General features: G+C 61.3%; 20 protein-coding genes. 14 read left to right on the top strand and 6 right to left on the bottom strand.

Annotation, left to right across the window (positions count from 1 at the left end; all coding sequences use genetic code 11):
- Positions 1 to 174: 174 nt before the first annotated feature.
- On the top strand, positions 175 to 960 hold the full coding sequence (locus tag AC3RCP_RS16165; RefSeq protein ID WP_053261215.1) for an IclR family transcriptional regulator: 786 nt from the start codon (positions 175 to 177) through the stop codon (positions 958 to 960).
- Here the strand turns inward: AC3RCP_RS16165 and AC3RCP_RS16170 are convergent.
- Both AC3RCP_RS16170 and AC3RCP_RS16175 read right to left on the bottom strand, forming a co-directional pair.
- A complete protein-coding gene (locus AC3RCP_RS16170; protein ID WP_053261216.1) occupies positions 957 to 2,450 on the bottom strand; it encodes a class I adenylate-forming enzyme family protein in 1,494 nt (497 codons plus the stop codon). The two genes, AC3RCP_RS16165 and AC3RCP_RS16170, sit on opposite strands and share 4 nt — an antisense overlap.
- A gap of 2 nt (positions 2,451 to 2,452) precedes the next feature.
- Positions 2,453 to 3,475: an alcohol dehydrogenase catalytic domain-containing protein gene (locus tag AC3RCP_RS16175; RefSeq protein ID WP_053261217.1), complete on the bottom strand. Its 1,023-nt coding sequence runs from the start codon at positions 3,473 to 3,475 to the stop codon at positions 2,453 to 2,455.
- A gap of 147 nt (positions 3,476 to 3,622) precedes the next feature.
- On the opposite strand from AC3RCP_RS16175, the gene AC3RCP_RS16180 reads away from it, so the two are divergent.
- The 4 genes from AC3RCP_RS16180 to AC3RCP_RS16195 all read left to right on the top strand — a co-directional run bounded on the left by AC3RCP_RS16180 (position 3,623) and on the right by AC3RCP_RS16195 (position 9,513).
- On the top strand, positions 3,623 to 4,324 hold the full coding sequence (locus AC3RCP_RS16180; RefSeq protein WP_053261218.1) for an enoyl-CoA hydratase/isomerase family protein: 702 nt from the start codon (positions 3,623 to 3,625) through the stop codon (positions 4,322 to 4,324).
- Positions 4,325 to 4,429: 105 nt separating this feature from the next.
- On the top strand, positions 4,430 to 6,955 hold the full coding sequence (locus AC3RCP_RS16185) for a TonB-dependent receptor plug domain-containing protein (protein WP_053261219.1): 2,526 nt from the start codon (positions 4,430 to 4,432) through the stop codon (positions 6,953 to 6,955).
- Positions 6,956 to 6,961: 6 nt separating this feature from the next.
- Entirely contained in the window at positions 6,962 to 8,308 is a 1,347-nt protein-coding gene (locus tag AC3RCP_RS16190; RefSeq protein WP_053261220.1) for an MFS transporter, read from the top strand.
- Between the two features lie 20 nt (positions 8,309 to 8,328).
- The gene (locus AC3RCP_RS16195) at positions 8,329 to 9,513 is read left to right on the top strand and encodes an acyl-CoA dehydrogenase family protein (protein ID WP_053261221.1); all 1,185 of its coding nucleotides are present in this window, start codon (positions 8,329 to 8,331) and stop codon (positions 9,511 to 9,513) included.
- A gap of 235 nt (positions 9,514 to 9,748) precedes the next feature.
- Here the strand turns inward: AC3RCP_RS16195 and AC3RCP_RS16200 are convergent, their stop codons facing one another.
- The 3 genes from AC3RCP_RS16200 to AC3RCP_RS16210 form a co-directional block, all read right to left on the bottom strand.
- Positions 9,749 to 11,251: a sensor domain-containing diguanylate cyclase gene (locus AC3RCP_RS16200; RefSeq protein ID WP_492570397.1), complete on the bottom strand. Its 1,503-nt coding sequence runs from the start codon at positions 11,249 to 11,251 to the stop codon at positions 9,749 to 9,751.
- Between the two features lie 365 nt (positions 11,252 to 11,616).
- The gene (locus AC3RCP_RS16205; protein ID WP_053261224.1) at positions 11,617 to 12,903 is read right to left on the bottom strand and encodes a CitMHS family transporter; all 1,287 of its coding nucleotides are present in this window, start codon (positions 12,901 to 12,903) and stop codon (positions 11,617 to 11,619) included.
- A 105-nt stretch (positions 12,904 to 13,008) separates the two neighbouring features.
- The gene (locus tag AC3RCP_RS16210; protein ID WP_053261225.1) at positions 13,009 to 13,941 is read right to left on the bottom strand and encodes an SMP-30/gluconolactonase/LRE family protein; all 933 of its coding nucleotides are present in this window, start codon (positions 13,939 to 13,941) and stop codon (positions 13,009 to 13,011) included.
- A 437-nt stretch (positions 13,942 to 14,378) separates the two neighbouring features.
- Between AC3RCP_RS16210 and AC3RCP_RS16215 the strand changes: the two genes are divergently transcribed.
- The 4 genes from AC3RCP_RS16215 (at position 14,379) to AC3RCP_RS16230 (ending at position 18,932) form a co-directional block, all read left to right on the top strand.
- Positions 14,379 to 15,320: a hydroxymethylglutaryl-CoA lyase gene (locus AC3RCP_RS16215; RefSeq protein ID WP_053261226.1), complete on the top strand. Its 942-nt coding sequence runs from the start codon at positions 14,379 to 14,381 to the stop codon at positions 15,318 to 15,320.
- Entirely contained in the window at positions 15,317 to 16,519 is a 1,203-nt protein-coding gene (locus AC3RCP_RS16220; RefSeq protein ID WP_053261227.1) for a CaiB/BaiF CoA transferase family protein, read from the top strand. Before AC3RCP_RS16215 ends, AC3RCP_RS16220 begins: the two co-directional genes overlap by 4 nt.
- A gap of 174 nt (positions 16,520 to 16,693) precedes the next feature.
- Positions 16,694 to 18,013: an MFS transporter gene (locus tag AC3RCP_RS16225; protein WP_081002288.1), complete on the top strand. Its 1,320-nt coding sequence runs from the start codon at positions 16,694 to 16,696 to the stop codon at positions 18,011 to 18,013.
- A 154-nt stretch (positions 18,014 to 18,167) separates the two neighbouring features.
- Positions 18,168 to 18,932, top strand: a complete 765-nt coding sequence (locus AC3RCP_RS16230) for an IclR family transcriptional regulator (protein WP_081002301.1) — start codon at positions 18,168 to 18,170, stop codon at positions 18,930 to 18,932.
- 58 nt (positions 18,933 to 18,990) lie between these two features.
- Here AC3RCP_RS16230 and AC3RCP_RS16235 read toward each other — a convergent pair whose 3' ends face one another.
- A complete protein-coding gene (locus tag AC3RCP_RS16235) occupies positions 18,991 to 19,905 on the bottom strand; it encodes a LysR substrate-binding domain-containing protein (RefSeq protein ID WP_053261229.1) in 915 nt (304 codons plus the stop codon).
- A 197-nt stretch (positions 19,906 to 20,102) separates the two neighbouring features.
- Between AC3RCP_RS16235 and AC3RCP_RS16240 the strand changes: the two genes are divergently transcribed.
- The 5 genes from AC3RCP_RS16240 (at position 20,103) to AC3RCP_RS16260 (ending at position 25,017) form a co-directional block, all read left to right on the top strand.
- Positions 20,103 to 20,852 (top strand): SDR family NAD(P)-dependent oxidoreductase, encoded by a 750-nt coding sequence (locus AC3RCP_RS16240; protein ID WP_053261230.1) that lies wholly within the window; start codon positions 20,103 to 20,105, stop codon positions 20,850 to 20,852.
- 96 nt (positions 20,853 to 20,948) lie between these two features.
- Positions 20,949 to 22,247, top strand: coding sequence for an MFS transporter (locus AC3RCP_RS16245; protein WP_492570398.1), 1,299 nt, complete (start codon positions 20,949 to 20,951; stop codon positions 22,245 to 22,247).
- Between the two features lie 17 nt (positions 22,248 to 22,264).
- The gene (locus AC3RCP_RS16250; RefSeq protein WP_053261232.1) at positions 22,265 to 23,113 is read left to right on the top strand and encodes a transketolase; all 849 of its coding nucleotides are present in this window, start codon (positions 22,265 to 22,267) and stop codon (positions 23,111 to 23,113) included.
- Positions 23,110 to 24,132: a transketolase family protein gene (locus tag AC3RCP_RS16255; protein ID WP_492570399.1), complete on the top strand. Its 1,023-nt coding sequence runs from the start codon at positions 23,110 to 23,112 to the stop codon at positions 24,130 to 24,132. Before AC3RCP_RS16250 ends, AC3RCP_RS16255 begins: the two co-directional genes overlap by 4 nt.
- A 315-nt stretch (positions 24,133 to 24,447) precedes the next feature.
- Positions 24,448 to 25,017 carry a type 1 glutamine amidotransferase family protein gene (locus AC3RCP_RS16260; protein WP_492570400.1) on the top strand — a complete coding sequence of 190 codons (570 nt, stop codon included), beginning with the start codon at positions 24,448 to 24,450 and terminating at the stop codon, positions 25,015 to 25,017.
- Positions 25,018 to 25,409 lie beyond the last annotated feature (392 nt).

Here is a 25,409-nt window from a genome sequence, read left to right on the forward strand (position 1 = left end):
TTCCGCTGAAACTAAACGATCTTAAAAATCTGTAATAAATATCGTTTTTACATTAGCTTAGGCTCACTTCGTTCTGCTCTTCACCCTGCGGCGGATCACGGCTAACCTTGGCCACCGGCCGAGCCAGCATTCCGTGCCAGCCGATCAAAATGCTTTTCGGAAGCCACTGCCACAATGGATATTTCTTCGACTCAACCGGCACGCAACAACGGCAAGGAAAACGCTGCTGGCGGGCGCGTTCAGGTCATCGACCGTTCGATTGTGTTGCTTCGCACCCTTTCCGGTCTCAAGCACGGTGCCAGCGCACTGGACCTGGCGCGACTGACCGGCATCGACCGCACCACCATCCACCGTCTGCTCAAAACCCTGACCTACTGGAGCCTGATCGAGGCGCAAGGAGGCACCTACCGCATCGGCCCCGAGTGCCTGATCTATTCGGCGGCCTATCTGAATCGCTTGAACCTCAGGAAGATTGCCCTGCCCTATGCCATCGAATTGCAGCGCGTCATAGGCGAGCGCCAGGCGATCGTCTCGCTGTCGGTTCCCGTGGGCGATCAGGTGGTGCTGATCGAACGGATGTGGACCCCAACCACCCCGCTCAACGTGATCGTCGACCTGGCCGACCAGTTCCCCATCGACGGCAGCCCGAGCGGGCGCGCGGTACTGGCCACCTACAGCGAATCGACGGCCCTGGCCATTCTGGGTGAAGAGCGCTATGCCAAGGCGCTCCCAACCCTGGAGCAGATCCGCCGCGAGGACGACTTTGCCTTCGGTCATGGCGAGTTCAAGCCTGGCCTGTCGTCAGTCGCCTTCCCCATCCGGCCCGAGAACGCGATCGCCATGGGCGCGGTGGTTGTGGCCGGCCTGGAGATGGAAGACGAGACCCACCCGGGTTCTCCCCTGGCCAGCCATGTGCGCCGGGCCTGCGAAGGTATCGCGGCGCAACTGGGCAACCTTTAGGACGACAGATCCGGAGCGAGTGCCGCAAGCAAACGGTTCTTCTGCACCTTGCCGTAGTGCGATCGCGGCAGCTGATCGATGAAATAGATCCGTCGCGGTACCTTGTACCGCGACAACTGCGCTCGACAGTGTTCCATCAGTTGCGCCGCCGACAGCTTGCGCGAGCCGTCCAGCACCACCGCCGCACACACCTGCTCGCCCCACTCGACGTCCGGCAGCCCGAACACATGGACGTCGACCACCCCGGGATGGCCCAGCAGACTCTGTTCGACCTCGCCGGGCTGTACCGACTTTCCACCGCTGCGAATGATGTCCTTGCAGCGTCCCAGGACCAGCAATTGCCCATCGGCGCGAATCCGCCCCAGATCGCCGCTGCGCAACCAGCCGTTATCGAGCGCCCGAGCACTGAGCTCTTCGAGCTGCCAGTAGCCACTCATCAACTGCGGACCGCCGAGCAGGATTTCACCGACGCCGTTGACATCGGCCTGGTCGATGCGCACCGCCGCGGCAAACACCGGACGTCCCACCAGCCCTTCGGCGCTCTCTCCGGCACGTCGCGCCGTGGCCATCTGCGCGGCCGAGAGGTAGCAGCTCCAGGGGGCTTCGGTCATCCCGTAAAGGACACTGATGCGCTCACCAAACAGGCGGTACGCACCCTCCAGCGCTTCGCTTGCCAGCGCGGCGGCCCCAACGTCGAGGCTCTTGAAGAATGGCAAGTCCACGGGGGAAGCGTCCGTCTCGCGCAGCAATCGCACAAGCTGAGTAGGCACCAGGGAGCTGAACGCGACCTGATACTCGCGCAATTGCGCAACAAAGCCCTTGCCATCGAAGCGCCCGCCCAGCACCACCTGCCCGCCACTGAGCAGATGCGCCAACACCGCTACCGCGGCAATCGGCCACAACGGACGGACATTGAGCAGCACATCGCCAGTTGAAGCGCCGCGGGCCATGACAATGTTCTGCAAGACCGCACACAGGCTCGCATGCCGGTGCATGACCGCCTTGGGCACGCCGGTGGTGCCGCCGGTGTAGTTCAACGAGGCCAGCGCCTGAGGCGACTGCGCCGGTCGCGGCCGGACTGCCGACGGCACGGCTTCGCTCACGGAACTCAAGGGCCGACACTCGATGCCCGCCAGACGCAGGTCTTCGACCAGTGCCGCGTAGGCTGGTGAAAACAGCAACAAGACAGCGCCAGCGTCGCGCAGTTGGGCCAGCAGCTCGTCCGCGGCCAGTGCTGGGTCGAGAGGCACCCGTACCCGACCGTTGGCCATGCAGCCATAATCGGCGAGCAGGTAGTCGAGACTGGCGTCGGCCAACAGCGCCACTCGCGCCCCGGGCGCGACCTGCAGCCGGTCCAGGGCCTGGCCGACAGCATCGAGGGCCTGATCGAGTTCCAGGAAGGTCAGGGTCCGGGCGCTGGACGGTTCGCGCAGCGCCGGTTCGTTCGGCCATTTGCAGGCAGCCTGGGCAAGCAATGTACTGATGTCCATGGCTACCACCCGCTCAGGACGATACGTCCGCTGGCCTGTCGCGACTCCAGCAACTCGTGAGCCCGGGCCACTTCATGAAAAGGCAGCACGCGATCGATCAACGGCTTGACCTGGCCGCTGTGGATCAGCGCCAGGGCCATGCGCAACTCTTCAAGTGTTGCGCTACCCGAGCCCTGGACCTTGAGCCGCCGCCCGATCAGCAGGCCCGGTGCGATCGGGACACTGCCGGGATGGACATTGCCCAACACCACGACTCGCCCGCCCAGGGTCATGCTGCGCAGGGTGTCCTCCAGGGTATGCCCGAGGTTATCCATGGCCACGTCCACTCCCCTTTTACCGGTGAGTTTCCAGATTTGGGCGCTGTATCCCTCGCTCGTCACTATCACCTCATGGGCGCCCAGAGCCTGCAGGAAGTCATGTTTTTCCGGGCTGCTGGTGACCGCGATCACCCGTGCACCCAGCGCCCGAGCCAGCTGGATCTGGTGCCCTCCCAGGCCGCCGCTGGCGCCGTTGATCAACACGGTTTCGCCAGGCTTGAGTGCGGCCTCGCCGTACAGGGCCCGGACGCTGGTCGCAATCGGGCATGAAGCCAGCGCGGCCTGGGTGTAGCCCAAGCCGTCGGGCAGTTCGATGGCCGAAATCGCCGGCACTCGCAGGTATTGCGCATAGGCTCCTTCGGTGTCCACCGACGGCAGGCCCAGGGCCCGACACAGATCCTGGCGTCCACGCAGGCAATCCCGGCACTGTCCGCAAAAACGCCGCTGGTAGATCACCACGCGGGCGCCCACGGCCAGTTGCGATACCCCCGCCCCGACCTCGACCACGTCACCTGCCGCCTCATGGCCCAACACCACGTCGGTATGCGCCCCTGGCAGGCGGCCGGCGCGGTGCAATAGATCGTGGTGACAGACCCCGGCCGCCTGCACCTTGACCAGGACCTCGCCTGGGCCCACCTGGGGTGTGGGCACCTCTTGGACTTGCAACTGCTCCGGCCCGCCAAAGGCTTTTAGAACTATCGCTTTCATTTTTTATAACCGTTTGTGACCTAATAAGAATATGTTCATATAACAAACAAGTTGTTTGCATTGTGCACATCAATTAAGTTTTCCCCACTTTGACGCGGACCTCAAGGGGCAAAGCGTCTTTCTTTCACACTCAATGAAATCGAAACCATGACAGTCGAGTATCAACACCTTGGTGAAGGGATTCTGGTGGTCACCCTCAATCGTCCGGAGCGCCTGAATGCCCTGGACAGCCAGGCCAAGCGCGAGTTGGCGGAGGTCTGGCAGCGGGCGCAGGACGATCGCGCCGTCCGTGCAATCGTTCTGCGTGGTGCTGGCGAGCGGGCGTTCTGTGCAGGTTCCGATCTCAAGGAAATAGAAACCACCGGCGAGACGGTCAGTAGCGAACTGCTCGCCCGCGCCCTGCCCGGCGTTGGCCATGACCTGAGCAAACCGGTGGTTGCCGCCTTGCACGGCTACACCCTGGGTTTGGGCATCAGCCTGGCCATTCATTGCGATTTCCGTATTGCCCGGCATGACACCCGGTTCAATTTTCCGGAAGTCCAGCACGGCATGTTGTCCGGCTTCAGCGCCATTACCCTGCCAAGCCTGATCGGCGAAGCCGCCGCCCTGGACATCATGCTCAGCGCCCGGCATTTCGATGCCGACCAGGCGCTGAGCATGGGCCTGGTCAATCGGGTCGTGGCCGACGCCTACGACAGCTCCCTGGAGCTGGCCGCGCGCCTGGCGGCTCATTCCGGCAAGGCCGTCGAGTGGACCAAGACTCTGCTGCTGGCGGAGAGAAAAAACCGTCTGAAGCGCCACATGGAGCTGGTCGACCAGGCTCGCCAGGACGTCATGCTCGGCCGGTAACGCACTTCTATAACCAGAAAAGCCAACACTTTCAGCCTCGCCAGTACTGTCAGGAACACCCACCACCAGGAATGGAAAGCGGCACCTCTTCATCGGAGCCTCACCATGTCTCGCCCTTACACATGCTTGTACCCCAGGCTCAGCCTGCTGAGCGCCAGCCTCCTCGGGCTCTGCGCCAGCCAGGTGGCGCTGGCCGAAGAGGACGGATCACGGCCATCGGCCGCCAACGAAACCGCCCTGCAGACCGTGGTCGTCACCGGCGCCCGGGACAGTGGCCGGACCTTGGCCAAGAGCCTGGCGCCCATCGACGTCATCAGCGCCGACGACCTGGCTCGCTCGGGCAAGCAGAATCTGCGCGACGCCTTGGCGGCCAGCGTGCCGTCCTATACCAACGCTGCGGGCTTTACCGGCGGTACCGGCTTGTCGGTCAAGTCCGCCACGCTGCGCGGGCTGGGTGGCAACCATGTGCTGGTGCTGGTCAATGGCAAGCGTCGGCACACCACCTCGCTGATCTTCGTACAGACCGCCACCACCTCCAGCGGCCAGTCGCCCGCCGACCTCGACCTGATCCCCATCAGCGCCGTGGATCACGTCGAAGTGCTGCGCGATGGCGCCGCGGCGCAATACGGCTCGGACGCCATTGCCGGGGTGATCAATATCATCCTCAAGAACAACCGCTCCGGTGGCAGTGCCAGCGCGCTGTACGGGCAATTCAAGGAGCGGGTCGGCGGCAAGGGCAATTTCGGCGCCCGTGGCCAGGGCCAGATCAATCAGGGCTTTGAATTGCCCAATGATGGTTTCTTCAGCCTCAGCGCCGATATCGGGGTTCAGGAAAGCTCCAACGTCGCAGGCGCGGTTCCGGACCGCACCAGCATCTACTTTCGCCAGAACGGCCAGCCCGACCCGCGGGAAACCAGCGAGAGCCGCTATCGCCAGCAACTGGGTCAACCCCGCTCGCAGACCTATAACTTTGGCTACAACGCTGAGTTGCCGCTCAACGAAGCCTTCACCCTGTACTCGTTTTCCACCCTCAGCCACCGCAACTCCACCAGTTGGGGCACCTACCGCACCGCGAACTCACCGCAGAACATCGTCTCGGTGTATCCGGATGGTTTCTCGCCACGCTTCGTGGTCGAAGAGGACGATTTTCAGACGGTGATCGGGGTACGCAACGAAGAGTGGCTGGGCTGGAAATGGGACCTGAGCAGCAGCTATGGCTACAACGACGCCAACACCCGTAACGAGCGTTCGCTGAACCCGTCCCTGGGACCCGACAGCCCTCGTGACATGGATGGCGGACACCTGATCGCCAGCCAGTGGACCAACAACCTGGACCTGACCCGCGCCTTTGACACCGGGCTGTTCGCCAAGCCGCTGAACGTCTCCACCGGACTGGAGTTTCGTCGCGATGGTTTCGAGATCGAGGCCGGCGAATACGCCTCCTATGCCGATGGCGGTTATGTGTTCCCGGTCGGCCACCCATTGGCCGGTCAGCGTCCCAACCCGGGCGCGCCAGGCCTGGTCGGCTTCACTCCGCAGGACGCGCACAACTATTCGCGGACCAACACCGCCGGCTATATCGACTTCAGCCAGAGCCTCACCGAACGCTGGGACATGAGCCTGGCCGGGCGCTTCGAGCACTACAGCGACTTCGGCGATACCGGTAGCGGCAAGCTTTCGACCCGTTATGCCTTCACCCCACAGTTCGCCGTGCGCGGCACCATCAGCAACGGTTTCCGCGCGCCGTCGCTGCAACAGCAGTACTACTCCTCGTCCCTCACCGCCTGGCGCAACAGCCCGATCACCGGCCAACTGGAACAGGCCACTACCCGCTATGTGACAGTCGATGATGCGGCTGGCCAGGCCCTGGGCGCCAAAGAGCTGAAGCCGGAACGCTCGATGAACTACAGCCTGGGGTTTGTCGCCACGCCGACCGAGAACCTGGATATCACCGTCGATCTGTATCAGATCGATATCAAGGATCGCATCCTGCAAACCAGCAACCTGCAAGGCACGGCTGTTTCCAACCTGCTGGCCAGCCAGGGTCTCAACCCGAACCAGATCGTCTCCTACTTCGGCAACCTGGCCGACACCCGCACCCGCGGCATCGACCTGGTGGCCGACTACCGCTATGACCTGGGCCGTTATGGCAAGACCAAGTGGACCCTGCTCAGCAACCAGAGCCTGCAGACCATCGAGAAGATCAAGGAGCCCGCGGCACTGGCCGGCACCGGGATCAGCGCGGTCGGCCGCGACCGCCAGGGCAACCTGACCAGCGCCTATCCGAAGAACGTCACCTCGCTGACCGCCGCCTGGCAACTGGGTGACTTCGACCTCACGCTCAAGCAAACCCGCTACTCCAAAGTCACCGGGCGCAACCAGATTTCCGCCAGCCGCGACGAGGAAATACGCCCGGCATTCATCACCGACCTGAGCCTGGGCTACTACCTGAGCGACGCGGTGAAACTGACCATCGGCGGGGAAAATATCTTCGACCGCCGTCCCCAGCAACTCAACGCCGAGGCCAAGCGTTTCTACTTCTTCCCCACCGATAATCCGACCTACAGCTGGTACTCGCCCTATGGCCTGGAAGGTGCCTACTACTTCGCCAAAGTTGATGTGAGCTGGTAAGGGCCGATGAACACTCCCAGCACCTTGACCGCCCACACTCATCAGAACACCGACAGCGCGGCGCTAGCGTTCGACCAACGCCTGTATCGCAAGCTGGCGTGGCGCATCATGCCGTTCCTGTTCCTGTGTTTTGTCCTCAACTGGCTGGACCGGGTCAACATCGGTTTTGCCCATTTGCAGTTCAAGACTGACCTGAACATCAGCGACGCCGCCTTCGGCATCATCGTCGGGGTCTTCTCCATCGGCTACCTGCTGTTCGAGATTCCCAGCAACCTGCTGCTGGAGAAGATCGGCGCAAAAAAAACCATGACCCGGATCATGATCCTCTGGGGCCTGGTGACCATCGCCACCGCCTTCGCCCAGACTCCGGCACAGTTCTATGTGCTGCGGATCTTGCTGGGTGCGGCCGAGGCCGGATTCTTTCCCGGCGTGATCCTGTACCTGACCTACTGGTTTCCCGCCACCCACCGGGCGCGGATCACCTCGCGGTTCATCATGGCAATCGCCGTCTGCGGGATCATCGGCGGCCCGCTGTCGACCTGGATCATGGGGCACTTCGCCGGCCTCGGTGGCTTTACCGGCTGGCAATGGCTGTTCGTGGTCACCGGCATTCCACCGGTGCTCGCCGGGTTGTTCGCCTGGTATTGGCTGGACGACAAACCCGCCACCGCCAGATGGCTGAGCAGCGCTGAAAAGCAAGCCATCGAGCGGGCTCTGGCCCATGAACGGCAACACCGTAAACCCGGCGGTCATCAACGCTTTGTCGAAGCGCTGAAGGATCGCAAGGTCTGGTTCATCACCCTGGCCTACTGCCTGACGATCATGTGCACCGGTAATGTCACCAACATCTGGGCACCGTCGATCATTCGCGACTCGGGGGTCAGCAACCTTGGGCAACTGGGGATGCTCTCGGCCCTGCCCTATGTGGTCGGTGTCAGCCTGATGCTATGGGCGTGCCGGCATTCGGACCTGCATCAGGAGCGTCGTTGGCACTTCGCTTTGGGTGGCCTGGGCGCAGCCCTGGCGATGCTGGTCCTGCCCGGTTTCCTGTTCAGCCCCTACTCGGCGATTGCCGTACTGACCCTGATGACCAGCGGGTATCTGGTGGCCACGGCGATCTTCTGGACCATTCCCACCTACTACCTGTCGGACCACGCCAAGGCCGCCGGCCTGGCGCTGGTCAACTGCTGCGGGCAGATCAGCAGCCTGCTGACGCCGATCATGATCGGCGCGATCAAGACCAGCACCGGCGATATCAGCTTGGCGCTCTACATCGTCGCGGCCCTGGTGGCCAGCGGCACCCTGATCCTGTTGTTCGGCGTGCCACGCCACGTCCTGCGCGACGCTTCCTGACTTTCTCGATGGACATTCCCATGACCGACTACCTCGCCCTGGCCCAACACCTGGCCACCCAGATCCAACCCGGCGCCGCCGAGCGCGACGCCGGCAGGATCCTGCCCCATGCCCAGCTCGACCTGATCCGCCACTCGGGCCTGGGTGCCGCCCGGGTTCCCTCCGAGTTGGGGGGCGGCGACGTCAGCCAACTACAGGTGGCGCAGATCTTCATCGCCCTGGGCAAGGCCGACCCCAGCGTTGCCCAGGCGCTGTTCCCGCATTTCGCCACCGTCGAACACTTGCGTCTGATCGCCAGCCCCGAACAACAGCGCCTGTACCTTGGGGCCTTTGCCGAACGCCGGCTGTCCTCGGGAGCGATTGCCGAGCGCAGCGGCACCTTTCGCGGCGAAATCCATACCCGCCTGGAGCGCCGAGGCGAAGGCCTGGTGCTCAACGGCAGCAAGTTCTACAGCACCGGTTGCCTGTTCGCCGACCTGCTGAAAATCCAGGCCGTGGACGAGGATGGCAATGCGGTCTACGTGATGCTGCCGGCCGATACTCCGGGCATCGTCATGCTCGATGACTGGGACGGCATGGGCCAGCGGGTCACCGCCAGCGGCAGTACCCTGCTGGAGAACGTCCCGGTGCGCCCGGAGCAAGTGATCCCTTTGGCCCAGTGGTACCAGCGACGCAACTACATTGGTGCCAGCGCGCAACTGATTCACTGCGCCATCGATATCGGCATCGGCCTCGCGGCTCTCGACGACGCCGTTCTGTGGGCCCGTACCGGCTCGCGCCCGGTGCGTGAAAGCGGGGTCAACCAGGCGCGCAACGATCCTTACATCCTGCATACCCTGGGTGATCTGGCGGCCCGTATCCATGGCGCCGAAGCCCTGGTGGAGAAAGCCGCCGGCGCCGTCGACCTGGCCGCCCGTAGCCAGTTGCAGGGCCTGGCCGAAGGTGCCGGGCTGGAGGCGATCCTGGCGCGGTCGTCAATTGCAGTGGCCGAAGCCAAGATCGCCTCAACCCGCGCCGCCTTGCACGTTTGCGAGCGCCTCTACGAGGTCGGCGGCGCCGCCACCACTCAGTCGCGGTACAACTTCGATCGCCACTGGCGTAACGCCCGCACCCACACCACCCACGACGCCCTGGCCTACAAGTACAAGGCTATCGGCGACTACCTGCTCAATGGCAACGCACCGCCCATTGCCTTCACCTACTGAGGCGGAGGAAATCCATGCGAAGGTGTGGCAGTCGTCACTCATCGGAGGCTGCTTCTATCTGGAGGGAACTGGCGCCGGAAGGCTTCGGCCGGGTATTCCTGGTCAACAGCACGACGACGCCAAGCTTTCCGATCTCGATGCCCGTGGCCGCCAAATGGCAGGAATGAGCCCGTCGAGACCACTAAACCAAGGATTCAATTCGGTCTGATCGAGCGGTAGATCGAGAGCAAAACGTCTACTGAACTGCCATACGGACACGATTACGCCCTTCTTGCTTGGCGCTGTAGGTCGCCTCATCGGCCCGGCGTAAAAGCGCCTGCACGTCCAACTCTCTTTGCCAACAGGCAACCCCGAAACTCGCTGTCACCTGACCTACCGGGGGGATGACATGATTGGCCAGCGATTGGCACAAGGATTCGGCCAGACTTGCGGCTTGCTCAGCCTGAGTGGATGGGCAGAGAATCGCCAGCTCCTCGCCACCAATGCGGCAGAACACATCAATGCTGCGTAAACGTTGGCCAATCAGGCGACAGGTCTCCTTGAGTACCCTATCGCCCCCCTCATGCCCCCAGCGGTCGTTGATCGACTTGAAGTGATCGAGATCCAACATGATCAGGGAAAAAAATGAACCGTAGCGTTTTGCCAGATCGATATGGTGTTCAAGGCTGTCCATAAAGTAGCGTCGATTGTAAATACCCGTCAGCTCGTCCGTGATGGCCTGGACGCGTAACGCGGCCTCGCGGTCTTTCAGTTCAGTGATATCGATAAACGAGCCATACCAGACAAGTGTCTCATCGGCTTGTTTTTCCGCATAAGACTCGCCGCGCAGCCAACGAGTACCTTTCTCCGGCAGATGTACGCGGAAATCACATGCCCAGGGTTTACCCGTTTCGACCGACTCCCTGGTTGCCGCATAGATAAGTGCGAGGTCTTCTTCGTGAACCCTGTGAAACAAAGGATTTTGCTTGAACCTGATACCGACGACCTCTTCTGGCTTGAGCTCGAAGACGTGTTCCAGGCTCGGACTGCAGTAAGAAAAATAACTCTCACCCTCTTCTCTTAGATGGTACTGATAGAGCACGTTTGGAATACGCTGAGTGAGGAGCTTCAGGAAAGCCTTGGCTTCATTGATTTTATTCAGCAAGGCAATGCGTTCGCTGACATCGATAATGACGTTGATGTGCTCAACCTGCCCAGAGTTTGCATCGATGATCTTCGCGCATCGCAACTCACCTATGAAGTGACTGCCATCCTTGCGGCGATAGGTCCGTTCTGTGGTCATACAACCCTCCCCGCCAGGCAGCTGGTTGCTCAGCTTCTTGTCGGTGGTTTGCTGATGAGCCGGGTTATCCGGAGTGCGGTCGCCGCCGATGAATTCTTCCTGCACATGCAGGATATGCGCAGGTTCACGTCCCAACATTTCTTCACGACTGAAACCGAACAGCTTTTCGGCTCCGGCGCTGAACAAGAGCGTGCGCCCGCGAGAGTCTGTGGTAACAACAGCCACCTGGGTCGCGGCATTGATCAAGTTACGCAAGCGGGCATTCAGGGCCTTGACCTTCTCCTTGCGCATCCTCAGTTCTTCGAGGTGACGTTCGAAATGATAATCGCGAAGGCGTGTCGAGAAATAAAGCACACCGAGCACAGTGGCCTGAACGACAAGAGCGACTTCACTGAGGTCACGCAGGTACTCGTTATTATCGGATAACCAAAGTGCCCCGCCAATGAGAACACTCATTAGCAAGCAGAAGATAATTGCGAGTGAGTGGCCACGTTTGTTTAGTCGGCCCAGGATACGCCGTATCGAACGAGTCATATGACACCGCAGAGGAGTAAGCGAATGAGTAACAGATCAGCGGCTAGCGCGAGACCGATGGGGCAATCTTCCGAGCGGGCTAATAGCCTGACTTTACAATAGGTGCCGGCGTTGACTGAAGACTAATTCACCCTGGCGATTGAGACTTGACCCAGAGCAACTGTGGATTTGCCAGCAGTAAAAGCTCGGGGCAAGTTGCCAAGCGCCAACGAACGTCCTTGTCCGAAGTTCTTCAAAGCCCAGACGTACGCGGCGAACATCTATAACTGCAATACGCCAAGAGGGGCTCAGTTATAGAGATTGATTGATCCCAGCGCGATGGCCGCGACAAACATCACCAGGCACGTCCCGATGCTCCAGGTGATCGAGGCGCGCTGATTGTCGCCATAGTCGACATCGAGGAGGCCGCACAACAGGTAAGTGGAGGCCACCAGCGGGCTGAGCAGGTGAACCGGTTGTCCGATCAGGCTCGCAATGGCCATCTCCTTGGCCCCGATACCGTAGTGACTGGCGGTCTCGGCCAGGATCGGCAGGATTCCGAAGTAGAACGCGTCATTGGTCAGGACATAGGTAAACGGCATGCTGATGAAGGCCGTGAACACCGACATGAAATGTCCTGCGGAGTCCGGGATGACCATGATCAGGCTTTCGGAAATGGCCTTGACCATACCGGTGCCGGACATGATCCCGACGAAGATGCCCGCGGCGAAAATCAGCGAGGTGACAGCCATGACGTTATCTGCATGTTTACCAATGACCGCCTTCTGCGCCTTGAGCGTGGGGAAGTTGACTGCCAGCCCCAGGGCACAGGCGATGGTGAACAGTACCGGAAGCGGCATGAGGTTCAACATCATCAGAGCGATGAGCGTGATGGTCAGCGCTGCGTTGAACAGGAAACGCCAGTCACCCAGGCGAAACTCGGTGAAGTGCTCCATGAACTCATCGTGATCGAGCGTGATGGTGCCGAGGCGACGACGCTCCTTCAGCCCCAGCCAGAACGCGCTGAAGATCACCCAGCTGAGCCCCGCGATCATGATCGGGATCATCTCGATGAACAGCTCGGTGATATCGACATGCATCGCACTGGCCGCACGGGAGAACGGGCCTGCCCAGGGCAGGATATTCATCACGCCAATGGTCAGGAGCAGGACGGTCGCCATGACCTGGAGGCTGATACCGGTGCGGCGATAGAGCGGCAGCATCGCTGCGGTGGTAATGATGTACATGGTTGCCCCATCCCCATCGAGGCCCACGCAGGTGCCGAGGATCGCGGTGCCGACCACGATTTTCAGTGGGTCGCCCTGGACCAGTTTCAGGATCAGCTTGATCAGCGGATTGAACAGGCCTGCATCCGTCATCATGCAGAAGTACAGGATGGCGAAGGTGAGCATGATCCCCGTGGGGGCGAGCATCTTCATACCGTCGAGCATCATCGGCCCCAGCCCGGTGGAGAAGCCGGCCAGGCAGCCGAACACGATGGGTACCAGTACGAGCGCGACCAGTGGCGACAGGCGCTTGCTCATGATCAGGTACATGAAGCAGGCGATCATGGTGTAGCTGAGAATCGTAAGCATGTGTCCCTCTTCTTATTTGTCTTGTCTGGGCGAAGGTCAGCCGTCAGCTTTCTTCGAGGCGAGTCGAAGCCGAGGGCCAGGCGAACCGGTCTTCATTGCGTGTGGTTATTGCGCGGTGTGCGAGAACAACCGTTTGCCGGGATGCTCCATGGCCACCTTGAGGATGTGGCCGGTTGAAGAGTCGGTGATGAACAGGTCGCGGTTCCCTTCCCCGCCAAAGGCCAGGTTGGTCAGGGTTCGTCCTTCGGTGCAGGAGCGAAGACGGTAGAGAGGAACGGCATGGCCGTCGAAGACCCACACACAGCCATTACCCGCATCGCAGACGAACAGGTTGCCTTGCTCATCCAGGGCCATTCCGTCGGCACCACTCACACCGCCGGCCATGGCCGTGAATGTCCCCACCTTGGACGTGCTGCCGTCCTGTTGAATGGGCAGGCGCCATACCGCATTACCTCGGGTCATCGCTACCAGCAATGCCTGCTCGTGCAGATCCATCACCAGGCCATTGGGGCTCGCGCCGTTATCCAGCAGGCAATCCAGGCGCTGGTTTTCCAGGTCATAACGGAACACCCGCCCACTGGGGTCGTGCATGCCAGTCTGGCCCTGGTCGGTGAAATAGAGGCGCCCACCACGATCGAAGAACAGGTCATTGACCCCTTTGAAGCCTTCGCTGCGGCGGTGGGTGAGGAAGGGTTCGATGCGTTTGCTGAGCGGGTCCAGCAACATGATGCCGCGCTTGTAGTCGGCGATGAAAATCCGACCATCGCGGTGGATCTTCAGGCCGTTGGGCCAGCCGTCGTACTCGACGACCAACTCCCACTCCCCCTTCGGCGAGATGCGAAATACGCGGCCGTAAGGGATGTCGGTCACATAGAGATTGCCGTCCAGGTCGAAAGAAGGTCCTTCCAGAAAACTGGCAACCTTCTGGCCAGGCTTGTTGGCGCGGACCCAATCGGAGTCACCGGTGCGCCAGAACTCCTCCGGCAGGCGGGTGAAAACTTCGGTGGTCCGGTCCTGGGGAGGGGGATAAAGACTCATTGCAGCACTCCGCGTATCAGCTGGCACCGTGACGAAGGGGGCGAACGGTATTTGTTCGAGCGACAACCTTGCAGTCCGGGTGCACAGAGAATCTTGTTCTTGTTAAAAAAATGTTCTGCCAGATAGAACATTGTTTCTTTTGGCAGAACAACTTTCTGAGCATTTCTTTATCCTGTCAAGCGTGACGCTTCCAGAAGGCGATGCTTTGGCCGGAGCAAATCGTCTGCCATCCAGGGGACGTAGCCTCGCCAGCGCGCAGCGGATGGCCTGTAGAACAGCTCATCGAAGGAGTCATTGACAGGATGTATTTTTACGACCAATACTAAAAATAGAACATCATTCCGCCTGACAGAACAACACAGCAATAGGTGCTTTTCCCTAGCTGCCGCATTGCGTGAATGTTCGACAGGCTCTCCAGCAGATGAGGAGAACCTACTGTGAAAGACGCTGCTGACATCGACATCCTGGTAAGTGAAGTGGGGCCGCGTGACGGCCTGCAAAGCATCAAGGCCATCATGTCCACCGAGTCCAAATTGGAGTGGATAACGGCCTTGGCCAAGGCAGGCCTGCGCGAGATCGAGGTGGGCTCGTTCGTCTCCCCCAAGCTGCTGCCGCAAATGGCCGACTGCGCGCTTGTCGTGGCTCACGCGCTGACCTTGCCGAACCTCTACGTCACTGCGCTGGTGCCCAACCTGAGAGGTGCCCAAGCAGCGTTCTATGCCGGTGTGCACAAGATCACCCTGCCGATTTCCGTGAGCGAGCAGCATTCGATTTCCAATATCCGCAAAACCCATGCGCAGGTCTTCGAGGAGGTCAAGGCGGTGGTGGAGCTACGCAACGAATGCTTCCCCGGCATCCAGATAGAGGCCGGTGTCTCGACGGCTTTTGGCTGCACGCTGCAAGGCGTGGTGACGGATGACGAAACCATCGCCATCGCCGTGAAAATGGCCGAGCTCGGCGTCGATGAGGTTGGTCTTTCCGACACGGTTGGCTATGCCAACCCCACCCAGGTCCGCCGCCTGTTCAAGCGGCTGCGCAATGAAATAGGCCAACTCAGCGGCAGTGCGCATTTCCACAATACCCGCGGACAAGGCCTGGCTAACGTCGTTGCAGCGTTGGAAGCCGGCGTAACGACGTTCGACGGTTCTCAGGGCGGCATTGGCGGCTGTCCATACGCGCCGGGTGCCTCGGGCAATATCGTGACCGAAGACCTGGTTTACCTTCTCGAATCCATGGGGCTGCGCACCGGTGTCGATCTTGATCGCCTGGTAAGCGCCCGGGAATGGCTGCTCAAGGGGCTGCCAGGCGAACCGCTGTACGGCTTCATCCCTGATGCCGGCGTCGGCAAGAACTTCACCTATGCCAAGGAGGCCGTATGAGTCTGCCAGAAGAAAAAAAACGGCCACTGGCCGGGATTCGCGTCATCGAGTTCGTCCACATGGTGATGGGGCCAACCTGCGGTCTGTTGCTCGCGGACCTCGGCGCCGAGGTCATCAAGGTCGAACCCGTACCGGAGGGCGACAACACACGGCGCCTGATGGGCTCGGGTGCGGGCTACTGGATGACCTACAACCGCAACAAGAAGAGTTTTGCGGTGGACATCAAATCCGCTGAAGGCATGGCTGCGGTGAAGAAGCTCATCGCCACCGCCGATGTCGTCACCGAGAACTTCCGTCCCGGCGCCATGGAAAAGCTGGGCTTGGGCTACGAGCAGGTCAAAGCCATCAAGCCGGACATCATCTACAGCTCGATGAAAGGCTTCTTGCCTGGCCCCTACGAAAATCGCACCGCGCTCGATGAAGTGGTGCAGATGATGACCGGCCTGGCGTACATGACCGGGCCTGTCGGACGCCCTCTTCGTGCCGGCGCGTCGGTAAACGACGTCATGGGCGGCATGTTCAGCGCCGTTTCCATTCTTGCCGCTCTGCTGCAGCGCAAAGAAACCGGCCGAGGCCAATTCGTCCAGACCGGTCTGTTCGAAAACTCGGCATTCCTCGTTGCCCAACACATGATGCAAAAAGTGGTGACGGGGGCCGCCGCGGCCCCGATGCCCAGCCGCATTTCAGCCTGGGCAATCTATGACGTCTTCGACACGGATGAAGCAGGCGAGCAGGTGTTTATCGGTGTGGTGAGCGATAGCCAGTGGGGAGCGTTCTGCAACGCCTTCGACTTCCAGGAGTTGGGCAGCGATCCAAACCTGGCTCGCAATAACCAGCGAGTGAAAGCGCGCGAGCGAATCATGCCGTTGGTGCGCGAGCGCATTGGCGGCATGAGCAAGCAGGCCGTGATGACGCTTTGCGAACAGGCCGGCCTGCCCTTCTCTCCGATCCAGCGCCCGGAGGATCTGTTCGAGGATCGCCATCTGAACGAGTCCGGGGGCATGACCGAACTGGTGCTTGCCGACGGCCAGAAAGTGAAAGTTCCAATGCTCCCATTCGAGATGGATGGCCAACGTTTTGGCGCTCGCTTGAACGTCCCGGAAATGGGCAGTCACTCCCGGGAACTGCTGGAACAGATCGGTTACGCGCCCGAGGCGATCGCCGCCCTCGAAGCAGCCGGAACGATAAGAAGCGCTTGAACGGCGTAGCGACAGGCCAGCCTGGGCCTGTCACTGCGGCCACTGGATCTGAACGCGGCGAGGGAGGCTCGGCGCGAACTGCAGGATGGGGTGCCGGAGCCGCACGAAATTCTGCCAAGACCGTCGGCCTATCCCGCCACGGTTATCCATAACAACAACACCGAGGATGCAGTCATGGCGAACGTCACGACCCCGGCTACCGATTTGTCCCTGCACAAACCTGAAGAACATTCCGAGCTTCAACGCAAAGCCATGAAAAAAGCCGCCTGGCGTTTGATTCCATTACTTGCGCTGGCTTACTTCTTCAACTATCTGGACCGCACCAGCGTTGGTTATGCCGCATTGCAGATGACCGATCAGCTCGGCCTCACTGCCGCCCAGTTCGGACTGGGCGCGGGCATCATGTTCTTCGGCTACTGCCTGTGCGAAGTGCCCAGCAACCTGGCGATGTACCGCTTCGGTGCCCGGTTGTGGATGGCTCGCATCATGATCAGTTGGGGCCTGGCAGCAGCGGCCACTGCCTGGGTGATCGGCCCTTATAGCTTCTATGTCGTGCGGTTCATCCTGGGGGTGGCGGAAGCGGGTTTCTTTCCTGGCGTGATCTTCTTCCTGACCCTGTGGTTCCCCGCGCAGTACCGCACGCGCGTACTGGCCTGGTTCACCGTCGCGACCCCGATTTCCTTTTTGGTAGGCGGCCCGCTGTCGATCTGGTTGCTGCAGATGCATGGCGTCTGGGGCCTGGCCGGGTGGCAGTGGATGTTCCTGATCGAAGGGCTTCCGGCGTGTGTACTGGGCTTGATCACCCTGAAAGTGCTGGCCAACCGCCCCAGCGAAGCCAAATGGCTGAGCCAGGAAGAGCGCGATGCCTTGAACGGCATGCTGGAAAAGGAAAACGGCAAGGACCAGAAACGCCACGCCTTCGGCACCGCACTCAAAGATCCACGCGTATGGATCCTCAGCTCTATCACGTTCAGCTTCACCATCGGCACTTACGGTATTGGTATCTGGCTGCCACAGATGCTCAAGGCACAAGGCGTGGAACTCAGCATGATCGGCTGGGTAGCGGCGATTCCCTACTTCTTCTCCACGATCGGTCTGCTGTTCTGGGCCAGGTACGTCGACCGCACGGGCAGAGGTATCCTCAATCTGGTGATTGCCCTGGTGCTGGCAGGCCTGGCGCTGATCTTCGCGCTGAACATGAACGCATTGGTGCCTGCCCTGATAGGCATAACGCTGGCCCTGGTCGGGACAATTTCTGCCAAAACCATCTTCTATACCCTGCCGGCCAAGTTCCTGTCGGGCCAGGCGGCCGCAGGTGGCATCGCACTGATCAACTCCTTCGGTGCGTTCGGTGGTTTTGTCGGCCCCTACCTGATGGGTTACCTCAAAGAGTCCACCCAGTCGTTCGCTGCGGGCCTGATGGTCATGGGCTGTGTCTTGTTCTTTGCCGCGCTCATGGCCTTGTCGCTGCGTTTCTTCATGCGAGATGCGTAAGCTGCGAATGCTGGATATCAGAATCACGTTCTGTCACGCAGACTAGTCGACAGGCATCCGCTGCGGGTAAGGTACCGTCAAAATGCTCGGCCGCAGCAGGGCCGAGCCTATTGACGATCACTGACGTGCTGCCCAATCACTGGCCGAAATGACTATGAACAGTAACGAAATACTCGATAAAGCCTCTCCCCAGAACACCGCTGACGGAGGCGTTGCCGCGGTGGACCGTGCCTTTGCGATACTCAGCGCCTTCGATGCCGAGCGCAACGTGCTGCCACTGGCGGAGTTGGCTCGTCGCACCGGCCTCTACAAAAGTACCATTCTGCGCTTGATGAACTCTCTGGAAAGAGCCGGCTTCATTCGCCGACTGCCAGACGGTCAGTTCGCCATCGGCCACGAGCCACTCCGGCTGGCACCGCTTTACCAAAGCTCATTTCGCCTGCGCGATATCATCTACCCGAAACTCGAGACGCTCTCGGAAGACAGCGGGGAAACCTCCTCGTTCTACGTCATCGAGAACGACAGTCGGGTTGTTCTTTTTCGGGTCGAGCCCAGGCGTTCCGTGCGGGTTTCCATTCACGAGGGCGACCGCTTCCCGCTCCAGGCCGGGGCTTCCGGAAAAATTCTCCGCACATTCGGCCTATCCACTGACCATGCCCTCCCGGAGGTTCGCGAACAGCTCTGGGCCAGTTCATTTGGCGAACGCGATCCGGATACCGCAGCGGTCTCGGTGCCTGTATTCGGTATGAATAATGAACTCAAGGGGGCCCTGACCCTCTCGGGCCCTTCTGAGCGATTCAATGAAGAAGTCATAAAGGGGGCGCGCAAAATGCTGCTGAAACTGGCGGCACAAGCGACCACTGCGCTGGGTGGCGACAGTCGGGAACTACAGCAGGCGCTGGTGCGGCTCGAGGGGTGACCTGCCCTCCTCACGGGCTGAGCCGTCGGGCCCGGTGCTGCCACGAGGGAACTCCAGATCAGTAACTGAAGTCATGTCCCAATTCTTTCTGCATCCATTCAAGAAATCGCCTGACTCTCGGAAAGTTTGAGTGCGCCCGTGGAAATACTAAATGATGGGCAGTGATAGGTGTGCTCAACTGGGGTGCGACCTCGACCAGGGCCCCCCGCGCCAGATAATCCTGCGCCAGCAAGGTGCTTTCCAAGGCGAAGCCGAGCCCGTGGCTAGCTGCCTCCAGGGTCATGTAGGAGCGGTCAAAGCTCAGGGTGTAGGGTTTTTCTGGCCGCGACACACCGTGCTGGGCAAACAGCTGCGGCCACTTTACCAACGTCGCTTCCGAGAGGATCAGCTGGCTGTCGAGCAGGTCCGCCACCGTGCGGACCGGGCGCTTTTCCAGAAGCTTGGGTGAGGCCAGCACCGCGATCTTTTCATTGCGCACCGTGCGCACTTCAAAGCTCGGCCAGTTAGGCAAGCCGTGGCGGATATCGACGTCGATCTTGTCCCGGCTGAAGTGCAGGGATTCGTAGGAGCACGACAGGTTGAGCTGGATATCCGGGTGGCTCTGGCGAAACTGCTCCAGCCGCGGCATCAACCACAGCAGGCCAAAGCTCGGCGATGAATGCAGGCGCAGGCAATCGAGGCTGACATCGCTGGTGGCGCGTTCGGTCGCCACGGCGAGGCTGTGGAGGATGCCGGAGACTTCGGCCAGGTACTGCTCGCCGACCGGAGTCAGCGTCACCCCACGGGCCGTGCGGAAAAACAGCTGGCGGCCGATCATCGCCTCCAGCTTGGCCAACTGGTGGCTGACGGCCGAGGGGGTCAGGTCGAGCACTTCCGCAGCGCGGGCGACGTTGCCGAAGCGCGCGGTCTGTTCGAAGGCCTGAATGGCTTTCAGGGGTGGCAGTACCGAAGGTGCATCGCCGGATGAACGCATGATTGTTGTTATTCCGTTGCAGAGGGCCTGAGCCGGGCGTTTGGTCATTCAACCATTCGATTGTCCCGCTGGCGAGTGCTGAATTATTTTCAGCACCCAGTGAGATTCGCGTTATTGCTCAGGGGTCTGAGGGGAGAGAAGCTGGGTCATCGATTCGTTGCGGGTCGACCCTATAAAAACAATCAGAGGTACTCTCCATGCTCCTTCAAGGCAAAGTCGCGATCATCACCGGTGCAGCCTCCGCGCGTGGCATCGGCCGCGCCACCGCGACCACCTTCGCGCGACACGGCGCCCGGGTGGCGATCCTCGACCTGGATGCCGCCGCCGCGCGAGATGCCGCCGCGTCCCTGGGCGAAGACCACCTGGGCCTGGCCGCCAACGTCGCCGACGAGGCCCAGGTGCAACAGGCGGTCGCCCGGATCATCGAGCATTTCGGGCGCATCGACATTCTCGTCAACAACGCCGGTATCACCCAGCCCCTCAAGACCCTGGACATCCGCCCCGACGACTATGACAAGGTGCTGGACGTCAGCCTGCGCGGCACCTTGCTGATGTCCCAGGCGGTAATCCCGCTGATGCGCCAGCAGGCTGGCGGCAGCATCGTCTGCCTGTCGTCGGTTTCCGCACAACGCGGCGGCGGCATCTTCGGCGGCCCGCACTACAGCGCCGCGAAAGCCGGCGTGCTCGGCCTGGCCAAGGCCATGGCGCGGGAACTGGGGCCGGACCAGGTGCGTGTCAACTCGATCACCCCCGGGCTGATCCACACCGACATCACCGGCGGGCTGATGCAGGACGAGCGTCGCCACGCGATCATCGACGGCATTCCGCTGGGCCGCCTGGGTGCCGCCCAGGATGTGGCGAACGCCGCGCTGTTCCTGGCCAGCGACCTGTCGTCCTACCTCACCGGCATTACCCTGGATGTGAACGGCGGCATGCTGATTCACTGAAGTACACCTGGCGGGCCTCACGGCCCGTGCGGTTCTGGATCGACGATGCAGTCGGGCCTGCGGGCCTGCCGGTCAATAAAAACAAGAGATCAGACCATGACAACCCTATCGCTCGAAGCGGTTTCGACCGTGCGCTCCAACGCCTACCGCAAAACCGCGTGGCGCCTGATGCCCTTCCTGATGCTGTGCTACCTGTGCGCCTATCTCGATCGCGTCAACGTCGGCTTTGCCAAGTTGCAGATGATGAACGACCTGGCCCTCAGCGAAACGGTGTACGGGCTGGGCGCGGGCATGTTCTTCATCGGCTATTTCCTCTGCGAAGTGCCGAGCAACATCATCCTGCACAAGGTCGGCGCGCGGGTCTGGATCGCCCGCATCATGATCACCTGGGGCATCATCTCCGCCCTCTTCGCCTTCGTCGAAACCGCCTGGCAGTTCTATGTCCTGCGCTTTCTCTTGGGCGTCGCTGAAGCCGGCCTGGCACCTGGGTTGCTGCTGTACCTGACCTACTGGTTCCCGTCCTACCGGCGGGCGCGCATGACCGTACTGTGGTTCATCGCCATCCCGCTCTCGGGCATGGTCGGCGGCCCGCTCTCGGGCTGGATCATGAACCATTTCGCCGGGGTCCACGGCTGGGCTGGCTGGCAGTGGATGTTCGTGCTCGAGGCCGTGCCCACGGTGCTGGTCGGGTTGCTGGTGCTGAGCTATCTCAAGGACGGCGTGCACCAGGCCACCTGGCTCGACGACGAAGAGAAAGCCCTGATCAGCCGCGAGCTTGCCGAAGATGAACAAAAGAAGGTCACCCATGGCTCAGTGGGCGAGCTCATCCGCGACCAGCGTCTGTGGCTGCTCGCCGGCATCTACTTCTGCGTGGTAATGGGGCAGTACGCAATCACTTTCTGGCTGCCCACACTGGTGCGCAACGCGGGGGTCGCCGACCCGCTGCATACCGGCTTCCTCACCAGCCTGCCCTACCTCTGCGCCATCGCCGCGATGCTGTTGGTCGGGCGCAGTGGCGACAGACATCGCGAACGGCGCTGGCACCTGATCATCCCGATGATCGCCGGCGCCCTGGGCCTGACCCTCGCCGCGCTGCTGGGCGGCAGCATCACCCTTTCCATCTTGAGCCTGTGCCTGGCGGCGGCCGGCATTCTCTCGGCCTCCTCGATGTTCTGGATGCTGCCCACCACGCTGCTGGGCGGGGTGTCCGCCGCCGCTGGCATCGCGGCGGTCAACAGCTTCGCCAACCTCGCCGGTTTCTGCTCGCCCTACCTGATTGGCTGGATCACCACCCAGACCGGCTCCAGCGCCATCGGCATGTACCTGATCACCGCCGTGCTGCTGGGCGGCGCCCTGTTGGTGCTGCGTATCCCTGCCGCCCTGGTCAATCGTTGAGTCAACGGAGTTTCCCCATGACAATCCATCCTTCACCCGCTGCATCGATCACCCTGGCGCAGCGCGCCCACAATATTCGCCGCCACGCGCTGCGCATGGGCCAGGTCCAGGGCCAGGGCTATGTCGGCCAGGCCCTCGGCGCCGCCGACCTGCTGGCGGTGTCCTACTTCCACGCGCTGAACCATCGCCCCGAAGAGCCGCACTGGGAGGCGCGCGACCGCTTTTACCTGTCCATCGGTCACTACGCGATTGCCCTCTATGCGGCCTTGATCGAGGCCGGGATCATCCCGTTCGACGAGCTGGAAACCTACGGCTCGGATGACAGCCGCCTGCCGATGTCGGGCATGGCCACCTACACCCCGGGCATGGAAATCACCGGCGGCTCCCTGGGCCAGGGCCTGGGGATCGCGGTCGGCGCCTGCCTGGGCCTGAAGCGCAAAGGCTCGCCCTGCTTCGTCTACAACCTGCTGTCCGACGGCGAACTGAACGAAGGCTCGACCTGGGAAGCGGTGATGTCGGCCGCGCACTGGAAGCTCGACAATCTGATCGCCATCGTCGACGTCAACAACCAGCAGGCCGATGGCTACTCCAGCGAAATCCTCTCGTTCGAGCCCATCGTCGAGCGCTGGCAGGCCTTCGGATGGTTCACCCAGAGGGTCGATGGCAATGACCTGCAGGCCCTGGTCGCCGCCTTCGACGCCGCGCGCAATCACCCCGCCGGCCAACCCCGGGTGATCATCTGCGACACGCGCATGGGCAAGGGCGTGCCGTTCCTGGAAGACCGTGAAAAGACCCATTTCATCCGCGTCGAAGAGCACGAGTGGGACCTGGCGCTGAACCACCTGGAAGAAGGAAAACAAGCATGAGCAACGCCGCCAACACACCGGCCACCACTGTCCAGCCGGCGAAAAGACGCCTGACCACTTCGGCGATGATTGCCTCGATTGCCGCCGAGGGCCAAGCCACCCGCGCGGCGCCTTTCGGCCACACCCTGGCGGCGCTGGCGCAGCAGCGCGCGGATATCGTCGGGCTGTCCGCCGACCTGTCCAAGTACACCGACCTGCACATCTTCGCCAAGGCCCATCCCGAGCGCTTCTATCAGATGGGCATGGCCGAGCAGTTGCTGATGAGCGCGGCGGCGGGGATGGCACGCGAAGGTTTCGTGCCTTTCGCCACCACCTATGCAGTGTTTGCCTCGCGCCGCGCCTATGACTTCATCTGCATGGCGATTGCCGAGGAAAACCTCAACGTCAAGATCGTCTGCGGGCTGCCGGGCCTCACCACCGGCTACGGCCCCAGCCATCAGGCGACGGACGACCTGGCGATCTTCCGGGCGATGCCCAACCTGATGATCGTCGACCCCTGCGATGCATTGGAAATCGAACAGGCGGTGCCGGCCATTGCCGCGCACCAGGGGCCGGTCTACATGCGCCTGCTACGGGGCAATGTGCCGCTGGTGCTGGACGAATACGGCTACACCTTCGAGCTGGGCAAGGCCAAGACCCTGCGTACCGGCAACGACGTGCTGATCATCTCCACCGGCCTGATGACCATGCGCGCCCTGGAAGCGGCCAAGCAGCTGCAGGCCGACGGCGTCGAGGTCGCCGTGCTGCATGTGCCGACGATCAAGCCGCTGGACGAACAAAGCATCCTCGCCGAAGCCAGAAAGCCCGGTCGGCTGGTGGTGACCGCCGAGAATCACTCGATCATCGGCGGCCTGGGCGAAGCCGTGGCCGGGGTCTTGCTGCGCAACGGGGTGACTCCGGCGTTCCGGCAGATTGCCTTGCCTGACGCCTTCCTCGACGCTGGCGCCCTGCCGACCCTGCATGATCGCTACGGCATTTCCACCCAGGCGGTATGCGCCCGGATCAAAGCGTGGCTTTGATGGTCATCGCATTCAGAGCAACGTGCTGAAAACCCGATAACAAAAAAGGGCCCTGCTGGGCCCTTCTGTTGGATTTTTTGCCGCTCGGGTGTCAGTGCTTTACAGGTCGGGGTTACACCGTTTCGCTCTTGCTGATTCCAATGCTCAACCTGACGACCCTTTGACCACTGTCATTGTCGAGTCCGATGCATCCCGCCGATACTCAGCCCCGTCATTCAGCGACGCGCCAGCGCCTACACTCGACGGCAACCGGCCAGGACCCGCATTCTGGATCATGGCCGCCGATCATCATGGATACTTGAGAAGGACACTCAAATGGTACGTGCCGTCACTATTCTCACCGAGAATTTCTCCGACTGGGAACCCGCACTCATCAACTCCACGGGGCGAGCCTACTATGGCTTCGACACTCGTTTCGCAGCCCCCGGTGGCCAGCAAGTGACCTCATCTGGAGGAATGACCATCATCCCGAACCTGGCCATCGAAGCCATCGAGCTGGACGATGTCGACCTGCTGATCGTGACGGGAGGCCCTGTGTGGAAAACAGACAAGGCACCGGCAATCGAGGCGCTGGTTCGTGCGGCTCACGCCAGGAAAATCGTCGTTGCCGGCATCTGTGACGGCACCCGCGTCCTGGCCCAGGCCGGAGTGCTGGATCACGTGCGGCATACGTCCAACTCCGCCGAGAACCTGAAGCAGGTGCATTACCGCGGAGCGGATTATTACCAGGATGTGCCCTATGCCGTTGCCGACCAGGGGGTGGTTACCGCCCCTGGTAGCGCGCCTGTCAGCTTCATGGCGCAAATTCTCAGTACCTTGGGTTTGAACGACAAGAAGCTCGATGCCTACCTGGCCATGCATGCGGCTGAACACATTCACTGCTGAGCCCCCGCTTTCCTCTATTTCTCCCCTCCCCTGACGCCGCGGCCTATTACTTGGCCGTGGCGCACCTCCGGCTTTGCTGATGGCAGGTCCGCATGTTTTCCACTGCTGAACCGCAGCCTGGAGCGGTCCGATAATTTTTTTAAAAATCGGAAAAAACTTACTTGCGCTTACGACATTACCTACTAAGGTTTTCCCCTATGGCGAGCAGGGTCATCCCCTGGCCAAATCAGGGATTACCTGATTCCGTATCAAAGGATGCTTTATTTAGATCGCCCAAAAGGCGACATTTTTCCTACCCAAGCTAAGGAATGGCTTAATGTTTTTGTTTGCCGATATTGTTGTCCGGAACCTGCCAGCCCCCCTTGAAACCCCCGCTTTCAGCACCTCGGCCC

The sequence above is a fragment of the Pseudomonas sp. GW822-FHT05A08 genome, from assembly GCF_058800485.1.

Coding starts and splice junctions, on each gene's coding strand:
- AC3RCP_RS16185 (WP_053261219.1), top strand. CDS start 4,430: ATGTCTCGCCCTTACACATGCTTGTACCCCAGGCTCAGCCTGCTGAGC.
- AC3RCP_RS16170 (WP_053261216.1), bottom strand. CDS start 2,450: ATGGACATCAGTACATTGCTTGCCCAGGCTGCCTGCAAATGGCCGAAC.
- AC3RCP_RS16225 (WP_081002288.1), top strand. CDS start 16,694: ATGGCGAACGTCACGACCCCGGCTACCGATTTGTCCCTGCACAAACCT.
- AC3RCP_RS16190 (WP_053261220.1), top strand. CDS start 6,962: ATGAACACTCCCAGCACCTTGACCGCCCACACTCATCAGAACACCGAC.
- AC3RCP_RS16200 (WP_492570397.1), bottom strand. CDS start 11,251: ATGAGTGTTCTCATTGGCGGGGCACTTTGGTTATCCGATAATAACGAG.
- AC3RCP_RS16240 (WP_053261230.1), top strand. CDS start 20,103: ATGCTCCTTCAAGGCAAAGTCGCGATCATCACCGGTGCAGCCTCCGCG.
- AC3RCP_RS16175 (WP_053261217.1), bottom strand. CDS start 3,475: ATGAAAGCGATAGTTCTAAAAGCCTTTGGCGGGCCGGAGCAGTTGCAA.
- AC3RCP_RS16230 (WP_081002301.1), top strand. CDS start 18,168: ATGAACAGTAACGAAATACTCGATAAAGCCTCTCCCCAGAACACCGCT.
- AC3RCP_RS16205 (WP_053261224.1), bottom strand. CDS start 12,903: ATGCTTACGATTCTCAGCTACACCATGATCGCCTGCTTCATGTACCTG.
- AC3RCP_RS16165 (WP_053261215.1), top strand. CDS start 175: ATGGATATTTCTTCGACTCAACCGGCACGCAACAACGGCAAGGAAAAC.
- AC3RCP_RS16180 (WP_053261218.1), top strand. CDS start 3,623: ATGACAGTCGAGTATCAACACCTTGGTGAAGGGATTCTGGTGGTCACC.
- AC3RCP_RS16245 (WP_492570398.1), top strand. CDS start 20,949: ATGACAACCCTATCGCTCGAAGCGGTTTCGACCGTGCGCTCCAACGCC.
- AC3RCP_RS16250 (WP_053261232.1), top strand. CDS start 22,265: ATGACAATCCATCCTTCACCCGCTGCATCGATCACCCTGGCGCAGCGC.
- AC3RCP_RS16260 (WP_492570400.1), top strand. CDS start 24,448: ATGGTACGTGCCGTCACTATTCTCACCGAGAATTTCTCCGACTGGGAA.
- AC3RCP_RS16195 (WP_053261221.1), top strand. CDS start 8,329: ATGACCGACTACCTCGCCCTGGCCCAACACCTGGCCACCCAGATCCAA.
- AC3RCP_RS16210 (WP_053261225.1), bottom strand. CDS start 13,941: ATGAGTCTTTATCCCCCTCCCCAGGACCGGACCACCGAAGTTTTCACC.
- AC3RCP_RS16255 (WP_492570399.1), top strand. CDS start 23,110: ATGAGCAACGCCGCCAACACACCGGCCACCACTGTCCAGCCGGCGAAA.
- AC3RCP_RS16235 (WP_053261229.1), bottom strand. CDS start 19,905: ATGCGTTCATCCGGCGATGCACCTTCGGTACTGCCACCCCTGAAAGCC.
- AC3RCP_RS16220 (WP_053261227.1), top strand. CDS start 15,317: ATGAGTCTGCCAGAAGAAAAAAAACGGCCACTGGCCGGGATTCGCGTC.